Source organism: Gluconacetobacter asukensis (assembly GCF_014174375.1).
Taxonomy (GTDB): domain Bacteria; phylum Pseudomonadota; class Alphaproteobacteria; order Acetobacterales; family Acetobacteraceae; genus Gluconacetobacter; species Gluconacetobacter asukensis.
Genome location: NZ_JABEQE010000002.1, coordinates 368,611 through 392,850, shown reverse-complemented (window position 1 = coordinate 392,850; position 24,240 = coordinate 368,611). Strand labels below are relative to the sequence as shown.

Sequence of the window (24,240 nt, the reverse complement as noted above, 5' to 3'; positions counted from 1 at the left end):
CGTGGCGTGAACCCACACCGGTGGCAAGCCGTCCGTCAGGACGACATGCCGCCCGTCTCGGGCATCGACCCGGCCTGGCCGGCCGGCTGGCGATTGTAATAAGCCTCGGCCCAGCGCGGCGGCAGCAGATCCATCAGCCGCGACCCGGCCACCAGCCACCACGGAAAGACGATCCGCCGCCGGCCGGCCGCGACCCCGCGCAGGATCGCGGCGGCAGCTTCATCGACCTCGGTCAGGCCCGGCATCGGAAAATCGTTGGCCGCCACCATCGGCGTGCGGACAAACCCGCAGCAGACGCTGGTCAGCAGAATGCCGTCACCCGCCACATTGCCCCCCGTCGCGACCATGAACCGGTCTACCGCCGCCTTCGACGCGCAATAGGACGGCGTGCCGGGAAACGAGACCAGCCCGGCGACTGAGGCAATGGCGCAGACCCGCCCGCGCACCCCCTGCCCGTCCGACGCCTGCCCGCCCATCACGTCCAGCGCCGGCAGCACGGTGTTGATCACCCCGCCCAGATTGACGTCCAGCACCCGCCGCACCTGCCCGGCAGGCTCGTGCGGCGCGCCGGCGGGCCGCGGCTGGGTGGAGGCGGTGATGCCGGCGCAGGCGAAGACGAGGTCCAGCGGCCCGGCCCCACCGATCCAGGCCGCCATGCCGTCCGCGTCCCGCACATCCAGGCGCCGGGTCAGCACCCGCGCGCCACGCGCGGCGCAGTCCCGCGCCGTCGCATCCAGCCGGCCCGCGTCGCGACCGCCCAGATGCAGCACAACCCCTGGGGCCGCCAGTTGAAGGGCGATCGCCCGCCCGATGCCCGACGAGGCCCCGGTGATCAGAATCATGTCCCGTTTCATATTCGCCAGAATAGAGACTGCCTGATAAAAGACCGCAAATCCGTGCCGGGCCGGCGCGGAACTGTATCGGAACGGACCAGGATCGAGAGGGATATGCCGATGACGCCCAGCAGGGAACGACAGGGCCCGTCCGCCCGGCCGCAGGTGGCGCGGCGCGGGGTCTGCCTGGTGATCTCGGCGCCCTCGGGTGCGGGAAAATCGACCATCGCCAACGCCCTGCGCGCGGCCGAGCCCCAGTTGCTGCATTCCGTCTCGGTCACCACCCGCCAGCCCCGCCCGGGCGAAAGCGACGGCGTGCATTATCATTTCCGCACCATGGAACAGTTCGAGCAGATGGCCGCGACCGGCGAGTTGCTGGAATGGGCAACCGTGTTCGGCCGGGGCTACGGCACCCCGCGCGGCCCGGTCGAGGCCGCCCTGGCCGAAGGGCGCGACATGGTCTTCGATATCGACTGGCAGGGCCACCGGCAGATCCGCGCGGCACTGCCCCACGACGTGATCAGCCTGTTCGTGCTGCCGCCCTCTCTGGCGGAACTGGAACGACGGCTGCACGGCCGCGCCTCGGATCATCCGGAGGAAATCGCCAAGCGCATGACGGCGGCCCGCGACGAAATCGCCCATTGGCAGGAATTCGACCACGTCATCGTGAATTCCGACCTGGACCAGGCGATTGCCGAGGCCCGGTCGATCCTGGTCGCGGCCCGGCTCCAGACAGCACGCCAGAAGGGCCTCCCCGGCTTCGTCGCCAGTTTCGAAGGCTGAATCTTTCGTCGACCATGCCGTCACGCATCGGCCCCTGTGTCGTCACCCTCCTGTCTGCTAGGATGGACGGGTGAACCAGATCGATACACCCCAGACCGAGTCCCGCGCCGGGGACGGCTCCCTGCTGGGCCTGACCCAACGCCAGCCCCCCGCCAACATGCAGGCGGAACAGGCCCTGCTGGGCGCGCTGCTGACCAACAACCGCGCCTATGAGCGTGTGTCGGACTTCCTGACCGGCGCCCATTTCGCCGACGCGGTGAACGGCCGGATCTTCGATGCCATCGCGCGGCGGATCGAGGCCGGGCAACTGGCCGACCCGGTCACCCTGCGCGGCGAGTTCGAACATTCCGGCGTGCTGGAGCCGGTGGGCGGCATGGCCTATCTGGCCCGCCTGCTGACGGCGATGGTCGGCATCATCAATGCCGGCGATTACGGCCGGGTGATCCACGATGCCTGGGTGCGCCGCCAGCTGATCGAAATCGGCGAGGACGTGGTGAACAACGCCTTCGGCGCCCGTCCGGAACTGGACGGCGTCGACCAGATCGCGGCGGGCGAAGAGGCGCTGTTCCGCCTGGCCACCGACAAGGGGCAGGATGGCGGCTTCACCAGCTTCGACCGTGCCCTGGCCGACGCGCTGGACGTGGCCGAAAAGGCCTTCCACCGTACCGGCGACGTGGTGGGCCTGACGACCGGCCTGCGCGACATGGACAAGAAGACCGGCGGCCTGCACCCGTCCGACCTGCTGATCCTGGCCGGGCGCCCCGCCATGGGCAAGACGGCGCTGGCCACCAAGATCGCCTTCAGCGCCGCCCGCGCCCTGATGCGCGAGGCCCAGGACGCGCCGCCCGGCACCCAGCCTAAAGGGTCGGTGGCGATCTTCTCGCTGGAAATGTCGGCCGAGCAGCTGGCCACCCGTATCCTGTCCGAACAGGCCAGCGTATCGGGCGAACGCATCCGCCGGGGCGAGATCGGGCAGAGGGAATTCGACCGCTTCGTCCAGGTCACGCGTGAACTGGCGCAATTGCCGCTGCATATCGACGACACGCCCGCCATCTCGCTGTCGGCCATGCGCACGCGCTGCCGCCGGCTGGCCCGCACCAAGGGGCTGAGCCTGGTGGTGGTCGATTACCTCCAGCTGATGCGCCCCTCGGTGGGCACGCGGCCGGAAAGCCGCGTGCTGGAAATTTCCATGATCACCCAGGGACTGAAGGCGATCGCCAAGGAACTCAGCGTACCGGTGATCGCGCTGTCCCAGCTGTCGCGCCAGGTCGAAAGCCGCGAGGACAAGCGGCCGATGCTGTCGGATCTGCGTGAATCGGGCTCGATCGAACAGGACGCCGACGCGGTGATGTTCGTCTATCGCGACCAGTATTACCTGCAACAGCGCCAGCCGAAGGAAACGGCCTACGATTCGACCGAAAAATACCAGACGGCGCTGGAAGACTGGCAACGCAAGATGGACCTGGCGCACAACCGGGCCGAACTGATTCTGGAAAAACAGCGTCACGGCCCCACCGGCACCGTGCACCTGTTCTTCGAGGGCGAATTCACCCGCTTCGGCGATCTGGACCTGGTCCACGAAGGCGGATACCCGCCGTCGTAACCATCAGGATCGTCACCCGATCCGAAATATCGTTTCCCTTCCTGCAACCGGGCGAAGCCCGTCGAGACGTCCATGCAGACCATCACCATGTCCCTGGCCGCCTTTACGGTATCGGCGGCCATTTTCACGATGTCACCCGGCCTGGACACGGCAACCGTCCTGCGCACCTCGACCATATCGGGGGCAAAAAGCGGGCTGGGCGCATCGCTGGGGATCACGGGCGGGCTGCTGGTCTGGGGCGTCAGCGCGGCGTTCGGGCTGACGGCGCTGCTCGCGGCCTCGACGCTCGCCTTCAATATCGTGAAATGGGCCGGTGCCGCCTATCTGTTCTATCTCGGGATCGGCATGCTTCTGTGCCCGCGCACGGGTTTTTCGGAGGACGCCACCGAAGCAACCCGCAAACTGTCACCCGCCGCCGGCTTCCGGCAGGGCTTCATGAGCAACATCCTCAACCCGAAGGTCGGGATTTTCTACATCACGTTCCTGCCCCAATTCATTCCCCACGGCGTCAACGTGATTCTGTTCTCGCTGGTGCTGGCGGGCCTCCAGGTCGTCATGTCCATGTCCTGGCTGTCCCTGCTCGTCGCCCTGACGGTTCCGTTCAGCCACATTCTTTCACGCCCCGCCGTCGTGCGGCAGCTCGATCGCCTGACCGGCTGCATCTTCATGGGCTTCGGCCTCAAGCTGGCCCTGACCGACAGGCATTGAAAGCCCGCCGGCGGCTCTCAATAGCCGCCGGGTCTTCCGCCGCCACCATACCCGCCACGGCCATCGCCGCCGGAATCCTGGCGGTATCCGCCACCACCCCATCCGCCGCCACGATCGCCGTGATATCCGCGCCGACCGTCGTGGCGTGGCTCCTCGCAAGCCAAGAGCGAGACCGCCATGGCCGCTATGGCCAGGAACGTCAGGATTCGCATTGGATGCCCCTCATTAAGGATATCTTCTTTTTCTGAAGAAAAAGAAGCAAAAAGACTTTTATCCGTTCAGGGACATTCTCTGCCGCAAGCACAAGGCTCCTGAACGAATCAAAGTTTTTTGGTTCTTTTTTTCAAAAAAGAACAAGACTGCCGCAACGGTCTCCGTCAGGCACCGCGACGCATCATGTTACCCAGAGCAGCGACAACGCTGGACATCGTATAGGGTTTCGCAAGGACCGGAACGCCCGGAAACGCTTCAATCGCCGACGATGCCGACCCGTAGCCGGTGGCGAACAGGAACGGAATCCCGCGTTCGGACAGGGCCCGCGCGACGGGCAGGGAACTCTCCCCGTCGATATTGACATCAAGAATAGCGAGATCGACCGCGTGATTGTTCAGGATATCGAAGGCGGCCTGAAGCGTCGACGCGATGTGGACGCGGGCCCCATGCTCCGTCCCCAGCACGTCTTCCAGCTCCATCGCGATGATGAATTCGTCTTCCAGGACAAGGATGCTCTGGTCTTTCAAGGTGGCGGGCCCCGATTCTTCATTCCGCTTTTCAGCAGAAGAAAGAGCGCCGGCGGGCAGACGTTCCACGATGGCGGCCAACGGAAGGCGAATATCCAGGCTCACCCCTTCCGGATCGAAATGACGGCTCGCCGTTCCCTTGAGGTCATGGCTGATGGCGCGGTCGATCAGCAGGCTGCCGAAGCCCGACCGTTCAGGCGGCCGGACCGGCGGGCCACCCCGTTCCTGCCAGCGGATCGCGCAACTCTCGGACGGGGCATCCTGCTGCCAGGTCACCTGCAGGTCCCCGCCAGGCACGGAAAGCGCCCCATATTTGACGGCATTGGTGGTCAGCTCGTGAAACAGCAGCGCGAGAAAGGTCAAGGCACGCCCATTCAGCCGGATGTCGGGCCCGCTCAGCGAGACCGGGTTCGTGCCGGTGCGATAGGGCGCAAGCTCGATGGTCAGAAGATCCCGCAACGAGGTTCCCGCCTTGCCGCCGACAGCAAGATCATGGGCGTTGGCAAAGGCGTGGATGCGTTTCCCGATTATCTCGCGATAGCTGGCAGCAGTGTCGCCCTCTTCCGGCAGGCGGGAGACAAGGGAACGAATGACGGCCAGAATGTTTCTGACGCGATGGTTCAACTCGTCGTTCAGCATGCGCTGCATGGCTTCCGCCTGCGTGCGTTCCTGCAGCTTTTGCTGGCTGGCACGGGCGACGACTTCCATCAGCGCGGAACGGTACTGCGCTGCAAGTTCAAGATCGTCGGCCGTCCAACTCGCGGAGCGGCCGTGGACTTCCTCGGTCCAGACCTCGAAACCGCTGCGGGGGGGAAAGCGCGGACCGCGAAAGCAGGGTTGATAGGTCCCGGCCGGGTCGCCACCCCATTTGACGGTCTGGATGATCTCGCGACGAAAGAGGATCAGGCAGTCCTCCTGCTCCGGCCACACGGGGATGATCATGGCGCCGCAGAGATCGGGCACGGTGGGCGCAAAGCCCGGACAGTCACGGGTCAGGCTGTCGGTGTACCAGATCTGGTTGGTCGTGGCCGTTCCGGCATGCTCCAGCAGCATCCGAATATCGGCTTCCGGCAGGGCAAGTCCTGACATGTGCCACTGCCGATCCTTCCAGAGACCACCGCCGTCACAGGGCAGGAGCTTCAGCAGTTCAGGCAGGTGGCCATGGGTATAATGGGCAAGGCCCGCCGTACCCGAAGCGTCCCTGATAAGGCGGGAAAAGAACAGATGCGCATCGCGCACCAGGCTGAGCCTCCGGGAACGGTTAAGGCCCATGATCTGCAGGGCGAGATATTCGCCAAGCATTTTCGCCGCGATCCGCTCCGCCATGAACATCCCACGCGGCGTGTAATGATGGCAGATAACCAGCCCCCACAGGGCGCCATCGACGATCAGCGAAAGGAACATGGAGGCGCGTACCCCCAGGTTGGCCAGATATTCGTAATGGACATGCGAAATGCCGCGCAGATGCATGAACGACATGTTCAGCGCTGCCAGTCCGGCCTCCTCGACCAGCGCAACGGAAGGGAGCAGCGCATCCCCGATGACACGGATCAGCAGCCACCTGTAGAGGTCCCGAGCCTGCACGGGCATGTCGCTGGCGGGAAAATGCTGTCCGAGAAAACTCTCCAGTCCGTCCTTCCGGTCTTCGGCCACGACCTGGCCCGACCAGTCCGGAGCGAAGCGGTAGATCATCACGCGGTCATAGTCGAACGCCTCGCGGAGCGCCGTGGCGGCGTTTTCCAGAAGGGTCCGAACATCCGCCGGGTCGCGCAGGCATTCCAGGACCATGCGCTGCTGCGCGGCCAGATGCGCGTGAAGCCTTGCTGGCGCCGGCGCCTCGAACTCGATGACGATTTCGTCTCCCGTGCGGTGAACGGTAACGTCCCGGCGCAGGCCGGTCGGCAGTTCGACATCGAAGCAGATAGCCGGCCGGCCAACATGCTTGCAGAACGGCAAGCCCAGGATCGAGGCCTCGGCCGCCCCGACGCATTCCCCGAGGGACATGCCGATCCGAAGCGCCGGCAGATTCAGACCGACGGCCGCGTTTTCAGAGAAACGGGTCAGGCAATGCCCGGACTCGGAGAATGCCAGCAGACAGCCATTGGGCTGTATATGAGCCGGCAAATGGATAGGTTCGCAATCACAATCGGTCAGGTCCGCCTGGTGGCAAAAGCGCCGATCGTCATCACTGTTCGTCATGAGGTGCTTCGCGGTTGCGCCCCGATGGGTGGCCGCCAGGTCCGGCCCGCCGCGTGCCCATCCGTTCGCCATCCCGATAGACCAGGGACCCTGTTGCCTGCCATCTGGCGTCCTCCCTCATACCCATCGCAACCCTACCGCCCCCACAACGTTTCCCCGATGCTGACGCCAGGCAATACATTCGTGACATTGGCGGAACTCATCGGTACCGCACCCCGGCCGGAACCTGAAGCCACGCCCAACGTGACCTGGCCATGCATCTTGCCGTCGTCCGCCATGCCGGCAGACCCGTCCACGGAGGGGTCCCCATCCACGTGACGAAACAGGACAGCACGAGGGTCATCGTGCCGAGCAGCAGAATACGCGCAACCTGACAGCGCAAATGCGACCATGGCAACGACCGCGGCTCGTTTCATTATGGCACACATTTCTTTTCAGGGCGCCCTATTCCGCCACCATTTCCGGACACAAGCTCGGCGACAGATCATGCCGATTTTTTCCAATACCCAAGGCATCTATAGAGAATATTATGAATATCCACGATGCCGGATTGGGTCATGATGGCAGTATTATATTCTTTTTTAAAGAATCAAAAATTTCAGGTAATTCGAGAATTTTTTTGCCTTTCTTCAGAAAGACAAGAAATCAGCGCAGCATTTCGTTCTTACAAGCCTATACTCATTCGTCCCGCGCACCACACGCTCAGTCCGTAAAGCAATACTGTAACACCGCATCCCACTGCCAGCGCGCCATAGAAAGGGAGGCCATGCCGCATCATCCACGGAATCAGCAGAAACATCGGCAGCGACGGGATGACATACCAGAAGGTGGCACTGACATGGGCCTCCATCCGCACCGGGTCCCGGGTCTCCTGCCAGAGCCAGAGCATGCCCAATATCGAAATCAGCGGGAGTGACGCGATCAGGGCGCCGAAGCCAGGATACCGTCGCGCTACGGTCGAAACCACGGCAATGATGATGCCGGACAATGCCGCCTTGAGCACGAAGAACATCGGACCTCGCCCTTCTTCCGCCTCACGCGTGCCACGCCCTTCCCGGGCATGAGACCGGCGAAGCCCGCAAGAGTCCACCCCTCGAATACCGAGAACCAGGCATCTGATTTTTAAGGAGAATGGCGCACCCGAAAGGACTCGAACCTCTAACCCCCAGATTCGTAGTCTGGTGCTCTATCCAATTGAGCTACGGGTGCGTCGTGGGGCGCTGTTTAACCGAGAGGTCGGGAAACGACAACCCCCCTTGAGCGATTTTTTTCATCTCCATGACAAGAGCCGGATGCGGTTCCAGAGGGCGAGCGGGCATGGCAGAGTACCGCCACCTTCCGGCGGTGGGCACCGGACGGGTGAAAGCGGCGAGGGGGAAGCATGGCCGACCGGGTGTGGAGAAATAGCAGGCGCGCGGGCATGGGCGTGATCGGGGCGGCTTCGCTGCTGCTGGGATTTCTGGCCGTGCCGCAGAAAGCCGGCGCATGGGGCGTCGAGGGCCATCAGGTGATCGCGGCCCTGGCCTGGGATTACCTGACGCCCGCCAGCCGACACACCGTCGATACGATCCTGGCCAGCGACCATGACACCCTCACCGGGTCCGACCTGATGTCACGCGCGGTCTGGGCGGATGTCTGGCGCCGCACGCATCCCGAAACCGGGGAGTGGCACTTCGTCGATATCGAGATCGATCATCCCGACCTGGCATCGGCCTGCCATGGCTTTCCTGCCTCCTCGGTGCCCGCCAGCGCCGGGCCGGCAAAGGACTGCGTCATCGACCGTCTGGACGCCTTCGAACATGAACTCGCCGATCCGGCGACCAGCCCGGACGAACGCGCTCTGGCGCTGAAATATGTCGTTCATTTCGTGGCGGACATGCATCAGCCGCTGCATGCGGCCGACAATCACGACAAGGGCGGCAATTGCGTGCGTCTGGCACTGGGCGGCCCGCGCACCGTCAACCTGCACAGCTACTGGGATACCGTGGCGGTGTCGGAAGTCGATCCGAATGCGCAGCACCTGGCCGAGCAACTGTTCCACGAAATCACCACCGGCCAGAAACAGGGATGGGAACAGGGCGATCCGAAGGCATGGGTCCTGGAGAATTTCGAACTGGCCCGCGCTGACGCATACAGCCTCGGCTCACCTCCGGGATGCCAGCAGGACGCCGCCCCCATGGCCCTGCCGCCGGGATATGACGCCATGGCGCGCGGTGTCGTCACGGAACAGCTGAAGAAGGCGGGAGTCCGCCTGGCCCTGCTGCTCAATCGTGCGTTCGACCCCACGACGGTTACCGCAGCCCACTAAAGGCGGCGTCCCATTACAGAAGGGCGCGCAGGATCGCGCCCATGGAATTCGCACTGTCGCGGGCGGGCGGGGTGCGGTGATAGACGGCACTGGCACGCGCGGCCGGGATGCCATCCACCGTTACCAGCCCCTGCGCGAAGACCAGGCTGCGGGTGATGCGCAGCGTGTCCGCCTGCAATTCGGCCCAGACACCCCGGGCTACCGGCGCCATGAAATCCATCGTCAGCGACACGGTGGGCAAGAAATCGTCGCGCAGATCCTCCCGAAAGACGACCGCCAGCGCCAGGAAGATATCGCACACGGTCGCCAGCCTGCCGCCATGACAGAAGCCCGCCCGATTGCAGCACGCAGCGGTTACACGAAAACCGCCAATCAGCGCGCCCGCTTCCTGAGCGACCAGAAAGCCACCGCTTGCGACATTGAAACCACTGGCCAGGGAGTCTGGCAGGGGAACGAAGCCGGGAGGCGGCGGCAGGATATCACCGGTCGGATCAGGAGAGGTCGTCATGTACGTCCTGCCAGAATGAGCGGGGTGATGGTGAAAGAAGCCATCGGAATTCTCCATCGAGAGGGATGCCGTTAGAACCGGGATATGGTGTCAGGCGATCCGCTGTCAGTGCGCCAGCAGGGCGCGGGCGGCCTCGGTCGCAACATCGTGACGCAGGCGCACGATGCTGTGACCGCCCGACGGATGCACCCGGTTGGTGAGGATCAGCACGAAACTGTCGCTGTCGGGATCCATCCACAGCGAGGTGCCTGTGAAGCCGGTATGACCGAACGAACCTACGGGAAACACATCGCCCCGGGGCGAGGAATAGTGCGTGCGGATATCCCAGCCCAGTCCCCGCAAATCATCCTTGCCGGGCGGTTGCTGCGGCGTGGTCATCAGTACCAGGGTTTCGGGTTTCAGAGGGAAGGCGCTGGGGCGGCCAGCCCGGCGGTCCAGCAGGGCCTGGGCATAGACGGTCATGTCGGCGGCGTCGGAAAACAGCCCGGCATGGCCCGCCACGCCGCCCATGCGCCGGGCCGTGGGATCATGGACGATACCGCGCAGCATCGCGCCATGTTCGTCGAACTGGGTGGGGGCAATGGTGGGGTACCAGGCGGGGGGCGGGAGGAAGCATGAGTGTGCCATGCCCAGCGGAGAGAGGATGCGGGTCTGCTCATACTGGGCGAGGCTCTGATGTGACAGGTGCTCGACCAGTAGCCCCAGCGTGATGAAATTGATGTCGCTGTAGACGAACCGCTCGCCGGCCGGTCGACCGCAGCGAACCGCCCGGATGGGGGGCTGGCGCAGCCGGCCGCGAGCCCTGCCCCGCCCACGGCCAGCATTGTCTGCAGGATCGTCCGTCGTCCGGAATGTCTCATCGTCTCGGCATGCTCCATCCGCCAGGGGGTTGCGGCCGGGCCGGAGAGCGATCGGGAACTCTCGGCCGTCACCTGGGTTTCTTGAGTAATATCAATCCATGAGGGAGGCTTCCATGGACCAGTCACATTTCCCCGCTTCCGGCATGGCCCGTACCGCCCTGCTGGTCGTCGCCATGCTGGGCCTGTCGGCCGGACTGTCGGCCTGCAATACGATGCGCGGTGCCGGGCAGGACGTCAGTTCGGTCGGGCATGACGTGTCGCGGGGGGCCAATGCGTCGCAGAAGGCGATAACCCACTCGACCGGCGCGTCGGAACGATAACCGTCGGGCGGAGGCGCCCGCAGGCATGCCTCTTGCATTCCTGCGGGCCCTTGCCCAATACTGTCGATGTGCCGGTTCCTGTAGCCGGCTGAACTGACGTTCTCGGGGCGGGGTGAAAATCCCCACCGGCGGTAATTGCGCCCGGCCATCGTGCCGCGCATAAGCCCGCGAGCGCCCGTCTGGCCCTGTGGCCGGGCGGGGACAGCAGATCCGGTGTGATTCCGGAGCCGACGGTCATAGTCCGGATGAGAGAGAACGATGTCCGCAAGGCGCGCCATTCGTGGCGTGTCGTCGGGCTGGTGTGCCCCGGGTCCGTCCGCTGGATGGGACCATTGGTTTTGGCTATGTCTGCGGTCAATGCGGAGTCTGATGGAGCGGGGCATGCCCCGCCCGGCCGATCCGTGCCTGCCGCCCTGCCCTGCCCTGTTGCGTGGCCGCTGATCGCGCGCGCCTTTCGCGCCGCGATCGACGAGGCCGCGCGGTTCGTGGGCGCCACCGCCCCCAATCCCCCCGTCGGCTGCGCCATTCTCGACCGGCATGGCGACATCCTGACCATCGCCGCCCATCATCGCGCGGGCATGCCGCATGCCGAAGCCCTGGCCCTGCGCCAATGTGCCGAACAGGGACTGATGGCGCGCGCCGCCATCGCGGTGGTGACGCTGGAACCCTGCAACCATACCGGCCGCACCGGCCCGTGTTCGGAAGCCATCCTGGCGTCGCCGATCCGCACCGTGTGGGTGGGCGTGGCCGACCCCAATCCGCGTGTCGCCGGCGGTGGCATCGACCGCCTGCGTGCCGGGGGATGTGCCGTGCACGTGCTGGACCAGGGTGCGGAACCGGCCGCCGCGTGCCGGGCGCTGATCGCGCCGTTCGCCCACTGGTCGCGCACCGGGCGGGCGTGGCTGACGGTCAAGCAGGCGGTGGATGCCTCCGGCTCCATGATCCCGCCCGCCGGGCAGACCACCTTTACATCGGATGCCGCGTTGACGCTGGCCCACCGGCTGCGGCGGGCGACCGACGCGATCGTGACCGGCAGCGGCACCGTGCTGGCCGACCGGCCGGGGCTGGATGTGCGCCGGGTGGCCGATCATGCGGACCGTGCGCCCCGTCTGCTGGCTGTTTGCGACCGCAAGGGCCGGGTACCGGCGGACTGGCGCGCGAGCGCGGCCGCGCGGGGATTCGACGTATGGATCTGCGATGACATCACCCGCCTGCCCGAGATGCTGGGCGCGGCGGGTGTGCTGTGGGCCCTGGTCGAGGCCGGGCCCGGCCTGCTGGCGGCGCTGCGCGCGGCGGGGCTGTGGGATGACTGGCTGACCATCGGGGTCGGCCCGGATGGGACCGAGCGGCTGGACGTGGCCGTTCGCATGGGGACGGACACGCCGCTGCGCCTGTTCCCGGAACTGGCGGCGTCGCTGACGGCGCCTGAAGGGGAAGCATGTTTTCCGGCATCATAGAACATCTGGGCACCGTCACGCAGGCCCGGCGTGGCGACCGCGCGCTGCATGTCGCGATCGCGACCGGCATCGGCGACCTGTCGATGGGCGAGAGCATCGCGGTCAACGGCGTGTGTCTGACCGTCACCGCATTCGACGCGGCGGGGAATGCGTCCTTCTTCATCAGCATCGAGACGCTGGAACGGACCAGCCTGGGCCGCCTGGCCGAGGGTGGGCGCGTGAACCTGGAACGTGCCGTGACCCCGGCCACCCGGCTGTCGGGCCATATCGTGCAGGGGCATGTGGACGGCACCGGGCGCCTGGTGTCGGTCGAAATGGCCGGCGAGGCGCGGCGGGTGGTCTTTGCCATTCCCATGACGCTACGCCGCTATCTGGTCGAAAAGGGATCGATCACCCTGGACGGCATCAGCCTGACGCTGAACGAGATCGGCGCGGCTGGCACGGCGGACGCCGGGCCGGACGAATTCCCCGTGGCCCTGATGATCATTCCCCACACCTGGACCCATACCAGCCTGGGCACGCTTGCCCCCGGCGACGCGGTAAATGTCGAGGTGGATGTGATCGCAAAATATGTGGAGACACTATGTCAGTACCGGTCATGAGCCCGACGCTGCGGACGGCGATCGAGGCGATCCGCGCGGGCGGCATGGTGATCCTGGTCGATGACGAGGATCGGGAAAACGAGGGCGACCTGGTGATGGCCGCCGATCTGGTCACGCCCGCCGCGATCAATTTCATGGTCACGCATGCGCGCGGACTGGTCTGCCTGCCGCTGGAGGCCGGACTGGTCGAGCGGCTTGGCCTGCCGATGATGACGCGGGTGAACACCAGCCCGCGCGAGACCGCCTTCACGGTCTCGATCGAGGCGCGCGAGGGCGTGGATACCGGCATTTCCGCCGCCGACCGGGCCCGGACCATCCAGGCGGCGGTGGCGCCGGATGCCGGACCGGCCGACCTGGTCTCGCCCGGTCATATCTTTCCGCTGCGCGCGGTGCCCGGCGGGGTGCTGGCCCGTAACGGCCACACCGAGGCGTCGATCGAGCTGGCGCGCCTGGCGGGCCGGGCGCCTGCCGCCGTGATCTGCGAGATCATGAACGAGGACGGGTCGATGGCGCGGATGTCCGACCTGCGCCCATATGCCGAACGCCACCAGTTGCCGATCCTGTCGATCGCGGAACTGGTGGACTGGCTGCGGGAGCGCGAGGCCGCTGCTACCGCCACGTCGGAAGCACGGATCGAGAAGGTGGCACAGGCCGCGCTGCCCAGCATCTATGGCGGCGAAGACCTGGTGATCCACGCTTTTCGTGCCGCTGACGGGACGGAGCATGTCGCGCTGGTGAAGGGCGACCCCGGCCGGCGCGGCGCCGTGCCGCTGGTGCGGCTGCATTCCGAATGCGTCACCGGCGATGCGCTGGGCTCGATGCGCTGCGATTGCGGCGCCCAGTTGCAGGGCGCGCTGGCGCGCATCGGCGCGGCCGAAAGCGGGGTGCTGCTGTATCTGCGCGGGCATGAAGGACGGGGCATCGGCCTGGCCAACAAGATCCGCGCCTATGCCTTGCAGGATCGCGGGCTGGACACCGTGGATGCCAACCACCGGCTGGGCTTCGAGGCCGATGCGCGCGACTGGACGGCGGCCGGGGCGATCCTGCGCGCGCTGGGGGTGCGGACGCTGGACCTGATGACCAACAACCCGGCCAAGGTCACGGCGATGGAGCAGCATGGCTTTGCCGTCCGCGAGCGCGTGCCGCTGGAAATCGCGCCCAACCCCTTCAACCGCGCCTATCTGGATGCCAAGCGCACCCGCATGGGGCACCAGCTTTTTGCCGCGATCGACGCAGCGGCGGAGTAAGAAACGGACCATGAGCACCAACAAGCCCTCTACCTCGCCCGACCTCACCTTCGCCCGGCCGCCGCGCCTGGCGATCGTGGTCAGCCGCTTCAACGAGACGGTGACCCACGGCCTGCGCGATGGTGCGCTGGAATGGCTGGGCGAGCACGGCATCACCGTCGCGGACGAGGATGTGCTGTATGCCCCCGGCGCCTATGAACTGCCGCTGCTGGCCCAGACCCTGGCCCGCACCGGGCGGTACGAGGGGGTGATCTGCCTGGGCTGCGTGATCAAGGGCGATACCGCCCATTTCGAATTCATCAGCCTGGGCGCCGCGGTGGGGCTGATGCAGGCCTCGCTGGCCACCGAAGTGCCGGTGGCGTTCGGCGTGCTGACCACCTACACCGACGAGCAGGCCTTTCTGCGGTCGCGCGACGACGAACATAACAAGGGACGCGAGGCTGCGGCGGCCTGTGTGGAAAGTCTGGCCTTGATACGCAAAATCAAGGGCTGATACGCTACCCCCGCATGCCGGCGGAGGCCGGCACAGGGTCTGGCAGGGCCGGAACGCGGGGGCACGGGATGAAGCTGGTGACATTGGCCGCCGGGTTGTTCGGCATGGCGCTCACGCTCTGGCTGCTGTCCCGCTTCGGCGCGCATGCCATCCTGCATCTGGTCATGGTCGGCGGCTGGGGAATCCTGGCCGCGATCGTGTTTCATGCCATTCAGGTCCTGCTCTCCGCCCGGTCGTGGCAGATCATCGCCGGGCGGGATGAACCCCAGCTGAAGCTGCGGGACTATGTGGCGCTGCGCTGCGTGCGCGAGGGCGTGAACAATCTGCTGCCGGTGGCCCAGGTGGGGGGCGAAGTGATCTCTGCCCGGCTGCTGGCGCGGCGCGGGCCCGGCCTGCGCCGGGCGGCGGCGGCAACGATCTGCGACCTGACGATCGAACTGCTGAGCCAGGTGATCTTTACCCTGCTGGGGCTGGGGCTGCTGCTGTGCCTGGTCAAGCGGTCATCGGTGACGGACGAACTGGTGGAGAGCGCGGGCGTCGCGCTGCTGCTGGGGGCGGTGTTCCTGGGCAGCCAGTGCCTGGGCGCGGTTTCGGTCGTCGAGCGGCTGCTGGTGCGCATTGCCGCCCATCTGGGCTGGACGGGGGTCGAGAGCATTCGCGGCCTGCATGGCGAGATCATGGGGCTGTACACGGCGCCGGGCCATGCGGTGCGGGCGGGTTTCGCCCAGCTTGTCGCCTGGTCGCTGGGGGCGGTCGAGGTGTGTCTGATCCTGCATTTCATGGGCCAGGATCGCTCGCTTGCCCACGGTTTCGTGATTGAAAGCGTGGGACAGGCGGCCAAATCGGTGGGCTTTGCCGTGCCGGGTGCCCTGGGCGTGTCCGAAGGGGGGTTCATCCTGATCGGCAGCCTGTGCGGCCTGCCGCCGGCGGTTTCCATCGGATTGTCGCTGATCAAGCGACTGCGCGAGATTGCCTGGGGCCTGCCGGCGCTGGCCGGCTGGCAGTGGATGGAAACCCACTGGCAGGGGCCGGCCCGCAAGCTGGACCATGGCGTCGGCCTGCCGGGCCATTGATGGTCCTGGCGCGGCCCTGGGGCCACACCTTGCCTTAACCTGTTGTTTTTCTTCTGCCCTGAGGCTCTGGCGCGTTCCGAAACGACTTCACCTGCGTTGACGGGCAAGGCGGCATGCCGAACATGCGCCTTGCATCCGGCCGTCATCATGGGTCAAACGATCCCCCATCGCGTGGCATCGCCTTCGTTGCAGTCGCGCCGTCCGCATCTCAAGGGCTGAATTACGAATCATGCCGTCCATTCCGATCGGTCGCCTGGTGGCGGTCTGTGCCCGCCATGCCGTGCTCACACTGGTGCTGTTCGCGCTGCTGGTCGGGGGAGCGGTTCTGTGCAGTATGAAGCGGCTGGGGGTCACGACCGATACGGGGACGATGTTTTCGTCCACCCTGCCGTGGAAACAGCGGTCGGACGAGCTGGCGCGCCTGTTTCCCCAGAACCAGGACCAGATGGTGGCGGTCATCGACGCCGACCTGCCGGAAGAGGCGCAGGTTACAGCGCGGGAACTGGCCGAACGGCTGCGCCATGACACCAAACACTTCATGTCGGTGACGATCCCGCAGGACGACCCCTATCTGGTGCGCAACGGGCTGCTGTTCCTGGACCAGAAGAGCCTGGCTTCGGTGCTGGATACGACCGTGACCGCGCAACCCTTCCTGGGCGGCCTGGCGGCCGATCCGTCGGGGCGCGGCCTGTTCGACGCGCTGTCGCTGATCGCGCTGGGCGTGTCGCAGGGGCAGGCCGACCTGAAGAGTTTCCAGCCGGCGCTGAATGGCTTTGCCAACACGCTGGAACAGGCCGCCGACGGCACCCCCCAGCCTTTGTCGTGGGAGCGGATGCTGGCTGGCAGCCTGGCCGACCTGGCCGGTAAATATGTCTTCGTCGTGTCCCGGCCGCGCCTGGATTACGGATCGTTCCAGCCGGGGGGTGAGGCCAGCGACGCGATGCGCCAGGCGATCGCCGGGCTGGAATTCGTGCGCTCGGGCCATGCGCGGGTCCATATCACCGGCGATGTGCAGATCAATGACGAGGAATTCGCCACAGTTGCCCAGGGCATGGTGGCAGGGCTTGTGGGGTCGCTGGTGCTGGTCACCCTGTGGCTGTTCCTGGCGGTGCGCAGCTGGCGGATCATCGTGCCCATCGTCGTGACGCTGGTCGTGGGGCTGATCCTGACGACCGGTTTTGCCGCCCTGGCGGTCGGGACGCTGAACCTGATCTCGGTGGCCTTCGCGGTGCTGTTCGTGGGTATCGCGGTTGATTTCGCGATCCAGTTCTCGGTGCGCTTCCGCGCCCAGCGCCTGCCCTCGGGCCAGATTCCGCCGATCCGGACGGCGCTGGAACATACCGGCGAGGAAACCGGCCACCAGATCCTGGTGGCCGCCATGGCGACGATGGCCGGCTTCCTGGCCTTTACGCCCACCGCCTTTGTCGGGGTGGCGCAGCTGGGGCTGATCGCCGGTTTCGGCATGCTGATCGCCTTTATCTGCACCGTCACGCTGCTGCCGGCGCTGCTGCTGCTGTTCCATCCGCCGCTCGACCAGCAGGTGGCGGGCTTTGCCTTCGCCCGGCCGGCGGACCGCGCGGTGCGCGTCTATCGCACCCAGATCCTCAGCGTTTTCACCTTTCTGGCGGTGCTGGGGGCGGCCCTGATCCCGGTGCTGACCTTCGATGCCGACCCGCTGCATACCAAGGACCCGCATTCCGAAGGGATGCTGACCCTGAAGCTGCTGATGAAGGACCCGCAATCCTCGCCCTATGGCGCGGAGGTTCTGGTGCCCGACCTGAACCAGGCCCAGACGCTGGCCGACCGCCTGTCGCGCCTGCCGATGGTGGATGATGCGATGTGGCTGGGCACGCTGGTCCCTGCCGACCAGACGCCCAAGCTGGCGATGGTGCAGGATGCGGCGTCGATCCTGCTGCCGACGCTGGTGGTGCCCAACCCGCGCCCGGCGCCGGATGCCGCTGCCCTGCGCGCCTCGGCCGCCAAGGCGGCGCATGATCTGGGCGCCGTGCTGGACCGGCTGGACCCGCACGACCCGCTGCGCCGTATCCAGTCGGCGCTGGATCGGCTGTCGCACGCGCCGGACGAGCGGCTGATGGCGGCCAATACCGCGCTGGTCCGCTTCCTGCCCGCGCAGCTCGACCAGTTGCGCCAGATGCTGGGGGCCCATGCCGTGACCCTGGATGACGTGCCGCCGTCGATCCGGCAGGACTATCTGCTGCCCGACGGCCGCGCCATCGTCTCGGTGCATCCCAAGGCGGGCATGGACAGCAATGCCGACCTGCGCCGCTACGTCACCCAAATCACCAGCGTCGCGCCCGATGCCGGCGGCCCGGCGGTGGACGTGGTGGAGAGCGCCGCCACCATGGTCCGGGCCTTCGTCTTCGCCGCGCTGTCGGCTATCGGCATGATCGCGGTGATCCTGCTGGTGGCGCTGCGCCGCGTGCTGGACATGGCCCTGGTGCTGGCGCCGCTGCTGCTGTCGGCGCTGATGACGGTGATCCTGATCATCATGGTGCCGGAACAGCTGAATTTCGCGAACATCATCGCCCTGCCGTTGCTGCTGGGCGTGGGTGTGTCGTTCAACATCTATTTCGTGATGAACTGGCGCGCGGGCGTGCGGGCGCCGCTGTCGAGCCCCACGGCGCGGGCGGTGCTGTTCTCGGCCCTGACCACCAGCACCGCCTTCGGTTCGCTGGCGGCGTCGCACCATCCGGGCACCGCCAGCATGGGCAGGCTGCTGCTGCTATCGCTGGCCTGCACCCTGCTGGCCACGCTGATCTTCGTACCGGCATTGCTGCCCAAGCGGGCGATCGACGAGCGGTAGACGGGAGACCGCCCTACGGCTTGGGATTCTTCTCCTTCAAGACCACACATTCCCTTTCTACGATTCCCCGGAAGCCTTCGTCGGTCGATGCCCAGTCCAGCACATCGACCTTCCAAGGCAGGATCGAGTCGGTAAACGCCTCCTCCAGCCGGGCGCGCGTCGCCAGGGGCAACGGTTCGTCGCCCATGACCGCCAGATCGAGATCGGAATAGGGCTTGGCCTTTCCGGTCACGCGCGACCCGAAAGCCCGCACCTCCCGTTCGGGCACGATCTCGTCCAATATCCGCATGACCACGGCCCGCTCGACCGACGACATGACGGGTTCCACCGTCACGGCACGCGGTCCTTCAGCAGGGCCAGAAGGAACCCCGCCTCCTCGCTGAAGGTTGGAATGATCGCCACGACCTGCTTTGCAGATGCCTCGTTGTAAGTGTGGCTGGTCAGGTTCCGCATCTTGCGGAACACGCTCCATTCCGCCCAGGAACTCCTGAGGAGGCCTGCCTCGTTGGCGGAACGGACCAGGTCCGGAAAACCCATCCGGTCATATTCCTCGGGCGAGGCCGCGTTTTCTTCCAGGAACCGCTTCAATGCCTTATGGCTCAATTCATAGGTGAATGCGAAACGCTGGATCAGGCCGTCCCGCAACTGTTCGTCATCAGGATGCGCGACATGCCGCACCCAGCCTTCGTTCAGGCGAGCGAGCGCGCGTTCCAGAGGGAACAGATACAGTATCAGGCGTCCTTGACCGACTTGTGCGGCAGTTGCACGTCGCGGCCGGTCAGCATCATGTTCCAGTAAAGCTGCGGAAACAGTTTCGTCTTGAGGAACCAGGCGAAGCGGCTGGGCTTGCGCTGGTCGTAATGGAAGCTGGGGGCCGGCACGCCGCCATAGAGGAATTCCGCCAGCACCACCCGCCCGTAGGATACGGTCAGCGGGCAGGCGCCATAGCCATCATACGCCCCCGCCAGCGGGCGGCCGTCGAGCGAGGCCAGCAGGTTCTCGACCACCACCGGCGCCTGGGCGCGGGCGGCGGCAGCCGTCTTGGCGTTGCTGGTGCCGATGACGTCGCCCAGGCCGAATACGGTGTCGAAACGCGCATGGCGCAGGGTCGTGGCATCGACATCCAGCCAGCCGGCGGCGTTGACGAGCGGGCTGGACTTGATGAAATCCGGCGCGCTCTGCGGCGGGGTGACATGCAGCATGTCGAAGCTGCGCGTGACCATGCTGCTGCTGCCGTCGGGTGCGGTGACGGCGAAGGTCGCCACGCGCTTCGGCCCGTCGACCGCCACCAGATTATGCTTGAGATGCAGGTCGATGCCGTAATAGTCGATGGCATCCTGCAGCGACGGCACGAAATATTTCACGCCGAACAGCGCATCGCCCGCCACATCGAATTCCACCTTCATGCGGCTCAGCACGCCCTCGCGCCGCCAGTGGTCGGAGGCCAGATAGGCGATCTTCTGCGGTGCGCCGGCGCATTTGATGGGCATGGGAGGCTGGGTGAACAGCGCAGTCCCGCCCTTGAGCGACTGGATGCAGGCCCAGGTATATTCGACCGTGTCGCGCGAATAATTGCTGCACACGCCGTTGCGGCCCAGCGTGTCGACCAGGCCGTCGATCTTGCCCCAATCCAGTTGCAGGCCGGGACAGACCACCAGGCGGCGATAGAAGATATGCCGGCCGTCGGTCAGGGTGACGATATTCTCTTCCGGGGTGAAAGAGGCGACGGCCGCCCGCAGCCAGCGTACCCCCTTGGGGATCAGCCCGCCTTCCTGCCGCAGCGTGTCCTTGAGGGCCATGACGCCGGCCCCCACCAATGTCCATCCGGGCTGGTAGGCATGGGTGGTGGCGGGGTCGATGACCGCGATCGACAGGTTGGGCCGCGCACGGCGCAGGCGCGCGGCGACGGTCAGGCCCGCCGCCCCGCCGCCGACGATGACGACGGTGAAGCGGTCGCTGTCCGGAATATCCGTCTGGGTCGGGGCCATGGATGTCTCCTTACGCTGGTATCCGTACGGAGGGCGATCCTAGTCTCTTGCCTGCGAAGTGCGTAGGCGAATTTCGGAGGTCAGCCGGACGGCCGGCAGGATCATTCCTTGTCCTTGAACCAGACTTCGACCGGGCCCTGGAGCTTGATCGTCATCGGGTTGCCGCGCCGGTCCGTCGTCCGGCCGACGGCCAGCCGCACCCAGCCCTCGCTGATGCAATATTCCTCGACATTCGTTTTCTCGACCCCCTTGAAGCGCACGCCGATCCCGCGCTCCAGCAGGGCTGCATCGTGGAACGGGCTTTCGGCATTGGCGGACAGGCGATCGGGGGGCGTATCACTCATCGGAGGGACCTTATGCGGAGTGGTTTACAGGCGCTGAGACAGCGGAGGTGACATAGCGGGTCGCGGCCGCCAATCCAACCGCCGGCGCGTGTCTGCCATGTCTCTGCGCGGCGTCACGTGTGCCGAATGCAATGGACATGCGGCGCGGAAACCGTGACATACGGTCCCCTTGCCATTCGGGTTCACTGCGCATTCCCCATGTCGTTTTCCAGTTCCTCCTCCGCCCTTGCCTATCGCCATCGCATTCCCGTCGGTTCGCTGCCCGCGTGGCTGGTGATCCTGCTGGGACTGGTGACGGCGATCGGGCCGCTGGCGACCGACATGTACCTGCCGGCCTTTCCGGCGGTGGACAGCGAACTGGGCGGCGGCCCCGGATCGGCGCAGATCACGCTGGCGGCCTGGTTCGCGGGGCTGGCGATCGGGCAGTTCTCGCAGGGGCCGCTGTCGGACCGGCTGGGGCGGCGCGTGCCGCTGCTGGGCGGACTGACCCTGTTCAGCATCGCCTCGGCCGGCTGCGCGCTGTCGGCGGATTATCACATGTTCTGCATCTGGCGCTTTCTGGCGGCGCTGGGCGGATCGGCCGGCGTCGTGGTGCCGCGCGCGATCGTGCGCGATATCGCGACCGGCGCCCAGGGTGCGCGGATCATGGCCCAGCTGACCCTGGTGTTCGGCCTGATGCCGATCCTGGCGCCCAGCCTGGGCAGCCTGGTGCTGTCGGTCGGCCACTGGCGCTGGATCTTCTGGTTCGCGACGCTCTATGGCGTGCTGGGCGTGGTGGCCATTGCCTGGACCCTGCCGGACACATTGCCGCGCGAGCGGCGCATCGCGCTGTCGGTGACCACGGTGCTGTGGCGCTATGTGGGCATCGCGCGGGAGCCGATGTTCCTCTCGGCGGCGCTGCTGCTGGGGTTCTCGGCCTTTGTGATGTTCGCCTACCTGGCCAGCGCGCCGATCCTGTTCGAACAGATCCTGGCCTTCACCCCGCAGCAATTCGGCCTGTTCTTCGGCATGAATGCCGCGCTGTTCATCGCCGGCGCCCAGATCAACGGCCGGCTGGTCCACCGGATCGCGCCGCATGTGCTGATGCAGCGGGGTGTGGTGGCGATCACGCTGTCGGCGGGGCTGTTCCTGATCCTGTCCATTGCCGGCCTTGCCGGACCGCGCCACCCGTTTCTGGTCTGCGCCATGATCGGGCTGATCACCGGCTCGCTGGGCTTCGTCAACCCGAATGCCACGGTGCTGGCCTTTACCCGGCATGGGCACCATGCCGGCAGCGCCTCGGCGCTGCTGGGCACCCTGCAATTCACCATCGGATCGCTGAGCGGCGTACTGTTGGGCTATCTGCCGCTGAGCAGCGCCGTGCCGGTGGCCGCCACGATGACGGGTGGCATTGCCGGCATGCTGGCCTGCATGCTGTGGCACCGGCGGCATGCCGCCGCCGCGGAGTGACCGGCGCGTTTGAAGCGGGGGGCAATATATTGCATCGCACAATTTCCTTGACTCGGGCCGTCCTCACGATCATGAGATAGAGTCGAAGCAGTACTGGTACGCGCTTCATGGACGTTTCCTCCCTAAACTACGGCGGCGCGCTTCGGTGCGCCGTTTTTTTTGGCAGTGCCTGCTTTGCCCTTCCTTTGACGCGCCGGCCATGCCGCGCTACGGCAGAAGACATGATGGATCGATCCGCCCATGTTGTCCGGTCGGCCGGCCGGTTGCCCCACGCGTGAACGCCGTGCTCGATTTCATCGCGGCGCTGGGGCGTGCCGCCTTGAACCTGGTCCGGACCGCCGGCGCCCTGACCCTGTTCGGCCTGACGGCCCTGTCGCATCTGGTCCGGCCGCCCTTCTACTGGCGGATCTTCTTTGGCGCGCTGATCGAGATCGGCTTCTTCTCGCTGCCCGTGGTGGCGCTGACGGCGCTGTTCTCGGGCGGGGTGATTGCCCTGCAATCCTATACCGGCTTCGCCCAGTATCATGCCCAAGGCGCGATCGCCGGCATCGTCGTGCTGGCCGTTACCCGTGAACTGGGGCCGGTGATGGCCGGGCTGATGGTGGCCGGACGGGTGGGGGCGGCGATGGCCGCCGAAATCGGCACCATGCGCGTGACCGACCAGATCGATGCCCTGACGACCCTGTCGACCAACCCGATGAAATATCTGGTCACGCCCCGGCTGCTGGCCGGCACGATCGCCCTGCCCTGCCTGGTCCTGGTGGCGGACATGCTGGGTGTGATGGGCGGTTTCATCGTATCGGTCGTCAAGCTCGATTTCTCGGCGCCGGCCTATATTGCCGCGACATTCGCGGCGGTGAAGACGATCGATGTCACCGTGGGGCTGGCCAAGGCGGCGGTGTTCGGCTTCCTGATCACGCTGATGGGCTGCTATCATGGCTATACCAGCCGTGGCGGCGCGCAGGGCGTTGGGTCGGCCACCACCGCCGCCGTCGTGGCGGCGTCGATCCTGCTGCTGGCGTCCGATTACCTCCTGACCGACGTGTTCTTCTCGCAATGACCCAATCCACGCCCAAGATCCGCATTCGCGGCCTGTGCAAGGCATTCGGGCCCAAAGTTGTTCTCGACGGGATCGACCTCGACGTCATGCCCGGGACCTCGATGGTGATCATCGGCGGGTCGGGCAGCGGCAAGTCGGTCCTGCTGCGCTGCATCCTGGGCCTGATCCCGGCCGATGCCGGCACGATCGAGATCGACGGCGTGAACGTGCTGACGCTGCCGCCCCGGCGGCGCGAGGAAGTGATCGAGACGATCGGCATGCTGTTCCAGAACGGGGCCCTGTTCGACAGCCTCAGCGTCTGGGAGAATGTCGCCTTCGGCCTGCTGGCGGCCGGCCGGCGGCATGGCAGGCGCCCCAGCCGCGCCGAAGCCCGCGCTACGGCCGGCCGGGTGCTGGAACAGGTGGGGCTGGACCCGTCGGTCGGCGCGCTGTCGCCGGCCGAACTCTCGGGCGGCATGCAGAAGCGCGTAGGCCTGGCCCGGGCCATTGCCGGCCAGCCCGACATCCTGTTCTTCGACGAGCCGACCACCGGGCTGGACCCGATCATGGGTGCTGTGATTGACGGGCTGATCGTCGACTGCGTGCGCAAGCTGGGATCGACCGCGATCGCGATCACGCACGACATGGCATCCGCCCAGCGCATCGGCGACCAGGCGGCCATGCTCTACAAGGGCAAGCTGATCTGGCAGGGGCCGGCGGCGTCGCTGCTGAACAGCGGCAACCCCATGGTGGACCAGTTTACCCATGGGCGGCGTGAGGGGCCGATCAGTATGGAGCTGCGGCGGTGAAGAGTTCTTCTTTTTCTGAAGAAAAAGAAACAAAAAGACTTTTATCCGTTCAG

23 protein-coding genes, 1 tRNA gene, 1 pseudogene and 1 riboswitch are annotated in these 24,240 nt (G+C 66.1%); of the genes and pseudogenes, 14 read left to right on the top strand and 11 right to left on the bottom strand.

Annotated features, from left to right (window positions below; all coding sequences use genetic code 11):
* Positions 1-35 precede the first annotated feature (35 nt).
* Positions 36-854 carry an SDR family NAD(P)-dependent oxidoreductase gene (locus tag HLH35_RS04170; RefSeq protein WP_182977905.1) on the bottom strand — a complete coding sequence of 273 codons (819 nt, stop codon included), beginning with the start codon at positions 852-854 and terminating at the stop codon, positions 36-38.
* A 99-nt stretch (positions 855-953) separates the two neighbouring features.
* Between HLH35_RS04170 and gmk the strand changes: the two genes are divergently transcribed.
* The 3 genes from gmk to HLH35_RS04155 all read left to right on the top strand — a co-directional run bounded on the left by gmk (position 954) and on the right by HLH35_RS04155 (position 3,927).
* A complete protein-coding gene (gene gmk, locus HLH35_RS04165) occupies positions 954-1,616 on the top strand; it encodes a guanylate kinase (protein ID WP_182977904.1) in 663 nt (220 codons plus the stop codon).
* Between the two features lie 79 nt (positions 1,617-1,695).
* The gene (locus HLH35_RS04160; RefSeq protein WP_408870092.1) at positions 1,696-3,219 is read left to right on the top strand and encodes a replicative DNA helicase; all 1,524 of its coding nucleotides are present in this window, start codon (positions 1,696-1,698) and stop codon (positions 3,217-3,219) included.
* Positions 3,220-3,291: 72 nt separating this feature from the next.
* Positions 3,292-3,927, top strand: coding sequence for a LysE family translocator (locus tag HLH35_RS04155; protein ID WP_246384816.1), 636 nt, complete (start codon positions 3,292-3,294; stop codon positions 3,925-3,927).
* 17 nt (positions 3,928-3,944) lie between these two features.
* Here HLH35_RS04155 and HLH35_RS04150 read toward each other — a convergent pair whose 3' ends face one another.
* The 4 genes from HLH35_RS04150 to HLH35_RS04135 all read right to left on the bottom strand — a co-directional run bounded on the left by HLH35_RS04150 (position 3,945) and on the right by HLH35_RS04135 (position 8,075).
* Positions 3,945-4,139 carry a hypothetical protein gene (locus tag HLH35_RS04150; protein ID WP_182977902.1) on the bottom strand — a complete coding sequence of 65 codons (195 nt, stop codon included), beginning with the start codon at positions 4,137-4,139 and terminating at the stop codon, positions 3,945-3,947.
* 165 nt (positions 4,140-4,304) lie between these two features.
* Complete coding sequence (locus HLH35_RS04145) at positions 4,305-6,866, bottom strand: HWE histidine kinase domain-containing protein (protein ID WP_246384815.1); 2,562 nt, start codon at positions 6,864-6,866, stop codon at positions 4,305-4,307.
* A gap of 664 nt (positions 6,867-7,530) precedes the next feature.
* The gene (locus tag HLH35_RS04140; protein WP_182977900.1) at positions 7,531-7,878 is read right to left on the bottom strand and encodes a DUF3147 family protein; all 348 of its coding nucleotides are present in this window, start codon (positions 7,876-7,878) and stop codon (positions 7,531-7,533) included.
* Between the two features lie 120 nt (positions 7,879-7,998).
* A tRNA-Arg gene (locus HLH35_RS04135) sits at positions 7,999-8,075 on the bottom strand.
* A gap of 211 nt (positions 8,076-8,286) precedes the next feature.
* Here HLH35_RS04135 and HLH35_RS04130 point away from each other — a divergent pair.
* On the top strand, positions 8,287-9,174 hold the full coding sequence (locus HLH35_RS04130) for a S1/P1 nuclease (RefSeq protein WP_246384814.1): 888 nt from the start codon (positions 8,287-8,289) through the stop codon (positions 9,172-9,174).
* A 13-nt stretch (positions 9,175-9,187) separates the two neighbouring features.
* On the opposite strand, the gene HLH35_RS04125 is transcribed toward HLH35_RS04130, so the two are convergent.
* On the bottom strand, positions 9,188-9,682 hold the full coding sequence (locus HLH35_RS04125) for a PaaI family thioesterase (RefSeq protein ID WP_182977898.1): 495 nt from the start codon (positions 9,680-9,682) through the stop codon (positions 9,188-9,190).
* 105 nt (positions 9,683-9,787) lie between these two features.
* Positions 9,788-10,444: pseudogene (locus tag HLH35_RS04120) on the bottom strand (serine hydrolase domain-containing protein); the annotation flags it as partial.
* Positions 10,445-10,655: 211 nt separating this feature from the next.
* Between HLH35_RS04120 and HLH35_RS04115 the strand changes: the two are divergent.
* The 7 genes from HLH35_RS04115 (at position 10,656) to HLH35_RS04085 (ending at position 18,558) form a co-directional block, all read left to right on the top strand.
* Positions 10,656-10,862, top strand: a complete 207-nt coding sequence (locus HLH35_RS04115; protein ID WP_182977897.1) for an entericidin A/B family lipoprotein — start codon at positions 10,656-10,658, stop codon at positions 10,860-10,862.
* A 94-nt stretch (positions 10,863-10,956) separates the two neighbouring features.
* Positions 10,957-11,123, top strand: a riboswitch (FMN riboswitch).
* A gap of 140 nt (positions 11,124-11,263) precedes the next feature.
* On the top strand, positions 11,264-12,319 hold the full coding sequence (gene ribD / locus HLH35_RS04110) for a bifunctional diaminohydroxyphosphoribosylaminopyrimidine deaminase/5-amino-6-(5-phosphoribosylamino)uracil reductase RibD (RefSeq protein ID WP_338029287.1): 1,056 nt from the start codon (positions 11,264-11,266) through the stop codon (positions 12,317-12,319).
* Positions 12,301-12,921 (top strand): riboflavin synthase, encoded by a 621-nt coding sequence (locus tag HLH35_RS04105; RefSeq protein WP_182977895.1) that lies wholly within the window; start codon positions 12,301-12,303, stop codon positions 12,919-12,921. Before ribD ends, HLH35_RS04105 begins: the two co-directional genes overlap by 19 nt.
* Positions 12,918-14,168, top strand: coding sequence for a 3,4-dihydroxy-2-butanone-4-phosphate synthase (gene ribB, locus HLH35_RS04100; RefSeq protein WP_408870091.1), 1,251 nt, complete (start codon positions 12,918-12,920; stop codon positions 14,166-14,168). The genes HLH35_RS04105 and ribB overlap by 4 nt, the downstream gene beginning before the upstream one ends.
* A gap of 10 nt (positions 14,169-14,178) precedes the next feature.
* Positions 14,179-14,661, top strand: coding sequence for a 6,7-dimethyl-8-ribityllumazine synthase (ribH, locus tag HLH35_RS04095; protein WP_182977893.1), 483 nt, complete (start codon positions 14,179-14,181; stop codon positions 14,659-14,661).
* A 68-nt stretch (positions 14,662-14,729) separates the two neighbouring features.
* Positions 14,730-15,734 carry a lysylphosphatidylglycerol synthase domain-containing protein gene (locus HLH35_RS04090; RefSeq protein ID WP_182977892.1) on the top strand — a complete coding sequence of 335 codons (1,005 nt, stop codon included), beginning with the start codon at positions 14,730-14,732 and terminating at the stop codon, positions 15,732-15,734.
* 229 nt (positions 15,735-15,963) lie between these two features.
* A complete protein-coding gene (locus HLH35_RS04085; RefSeq protein WP_182977891.1) occupies positions 15,964-18,558 on the top strand; it encodes an MMPL family transporter in 2,595 nt (864 codons plus the stop codon).
* A 13-nt stretch (positions 18,559-18,571) separates the two neighbouring features.
* Here the strand turns inward: HLH35_RS04085 and HLH35_RS04080 are convergent, their stop codons facing one another.
* From HLH35_RS04080 to HLH35_RS04065, 4 genes are all read right to left on the bottom strand, one after another.
* The gene (locus HLH35_RS04080; protein ID WP_338029286.1) at positions 18,572-18,892 is read right to left on the bottom strand and encodes a nucleotidyltransferase family protein; all 321 of its coding nucleotides are present in this window, start codon (positions 18,890-18,892) and stop codon (positions 18,572-18,574) included.
* A complete protein-coding gene (locus tag HLH35_RS04075; protein ID WP_275944210.1) occupies positions 18,889-19,272 on the bottom strand; it encodes an HI0074 family nucleotidyltransferase substrate-binding subunit in 384 nt (127 codons plus the stop codon). Before HLH35_RS04075 ends, HLH35_RS04080 begins: the two co-directional genes overlap by 4 nt.
* A gap of 17 nt (positions 19,273-19,289) precedes the next feature.
* Complete coding sequence (locus HLH35_RS04070; protein WP_182977890.1) at positions 19,290-20,546, bottom strand: NAD(P)/FAD-dependent oxidoreductase; 1,257 nt, start codon at positions 20,544-20,546, stop codon at positions 19,290-19,292.
* 101 nt (positions 20,547-20,647) lie between these two features.
* A complete protein-coding gene (locus tag HLH35_RS04065) occupies positions 20,648-20,890 on the bottom strand; it encodes a DUF3297 family protein (RefSeq protein ID WP_182977889.1) in 243 nt (80 codons plus the stop codon).
* A 198-nt stretch (positions 20,891-21,088) separates the two neighbouring features.
* Here HLH35_RS04065 and HLH35_RS04060 point away from each other — a divergent pair, with 198 nt between their 5' ends.
* The 3 genes from HLH35_RS04060 to HLH35_RS04050 all read left to right on the top strand — a co-directional run bounded on the left by HLH35_RS04060 (position 21,089) and on the right by HLH35_RS04050 (position 24,187).
* On the top strand, positions 21,089-22,339 hold the full coding sequence (locus HLH35_RS04060; protein ID WP_182977888.1) for a multidrug effflux MFS transporter: 1,251 nt from the start codon (positions 21,089-21,091) through the stop codon (positions 22,337-22,339).
* Positions 22,340-22,613: 274 nt separating this feature from the next.
* Positions 22,614-23,399, top strand: coding sequence for an MlaE family lipid ABC transporter permease subunit (locus tag HLH35_RS04055; RefSeq protein ID WP_182966236.1), 786 nt, complete (start codon positions 22,614-22,616; stop codon positions 23,397-23,399).
* Positions 23,396-24,187, top strand: coding sequence for an ABC transporter ATP-binding protein (locus HLH35_RS04050; protein ID WP_182977887.1), 792 nt, complete (start codon positions 23,396-23,398; stop codon positions 24,185-24,187). Before HLH35_RS04055 ends, HLH35_RS04050 begins: the two co-directional genes overlap by 4 nt.
* The last annotated feature ends 53 nt before the right edge of the window (positions 24,188-24,240 follow it).

Bases quoted from the DNA above. Each gene is read 5' to 3' on its own strand.
- HLH35_RS04085 (WP_182977891.1), top strand. From the start codon at position 15,964: ATGCCGTCCATTCCGATCGGTCGCCTGGTGGCGGTCTGTGCCCGCCAT.
- HLH35_RS04145 (WP_246384815.1), bottom strand. From the start codon at position 6,866: ATGACGAACAGTGATGACGATCGGCGCTTTTGCCACCAGGCGGACCTG.
- HLH35_RS04155 (WP_246384816.1), top strand. From the start codon at position 3,292: ATGCAGACCATCACCATGTCCCTGGCCGCCTTTACGGTATCGGCGGCC.
- HLH35_RS04115 (WP_182977897.1), top strand. From the start codon at position 10,656: ATGGACCAGTCACATTTCCCCGCTTCCGGCATGGCCCGTACCGCCCTG.
- HLH35_RS04140 (WP_182977900.1), bottom strand. From the start codon at position 7,878: ATGTTCTTCGTGCTCAAGGCGGCATTGTCCGGCATCATCATTGCCGTG.
- HLH35_RS04070 (WP_182977890.1), bottom strand. From the start codon at position 20,546: ATGGCCCCGACCCAGACGGATATTCCGGACAGCGACCGCTTCACCGTC.
- HLH35_RS04050 (WP_182977887.1), top strand. From the start codon at position 23,396: ATGACCCAATCCACGCCCAAGATCCGCATTCGCGGCCTGTGCAAGGCA.
- ribB (WP_408870091.1), top strand. From the start codon at position 12,918: ATGAGCCCGACGCTGCGGACGGCGATCGAGGCGATCCGCGCGGGCGGC.
- HLH35_RS04125 (WP_182977898.1), bottom strand. From the start codon at position 9,682: ATGACGACCTCTCCTGATCCGACCGGTGATATCCTGCCGCCGCCTCCC.
- HLH35_RS04065 (WP_182977889.1), bottom strand. From the start codon at position 20,890: ATGAGTGATACGCCCCCCGATCGCCTGTCCGCCAATGCCGAAAGCCCG.
- HLH35_RS04170 (WP_182977905.1), bottom strand. From the start codon at position 854: ATGAAACGGGACATGATTCTGATCACCGGGGCCTCGTCGGGCATCGGG.
- HLH35_RS04090 (WP_182977892.1), top strand. From the start codon at position 14,730: ATGAAGCTGGTGACATTGGCCGCCGGGTTGTTCGGCATGGCGCTCACG.
- gmk (WP_182977904.1), top strand. From the start codon at position 954: ATGACGCCCAGCAGGGAACGACAGGGCCCGTCCGCCCGGCCGCAGGTG.
- HLH35_RS04130 (WP_246384814.1), top strand. From the start codon at position 8,287: ATGGGCGTGATCGGGGCGGCTTCGCTGCTGCTGGGATTTCTGGCCGTG.
- HLH35_RS04105 (WP_182977895.1), top strand. From the start codon at position 12,301: ATGTTTTCCGGCATCATAGAACATCTGGGCACCGTCACGCAGGCCCGG.
- HLH35_RS04060 (WP_182977888.1), top strand. From the start codon at position 21,089: ATGTCGTTTTCCAGTTCCTCCTCCGCCCTTGCCTATCGCCATCGCATT.
- ribH (WP_182977893.1), top strand. From the start codon at position 14,179: ATGAGCACCAACAAGCCCTCTACCTCGCCCGACCTCACCTTCGCCCGG.
- HLH35_RS04150 (WP_182977902.1), bottom strand. From the start codon at position 4,139: ATGCGAATCCTGACGTTCCTGGCCATAGCGGCCATGGCGGTCTCGCTC.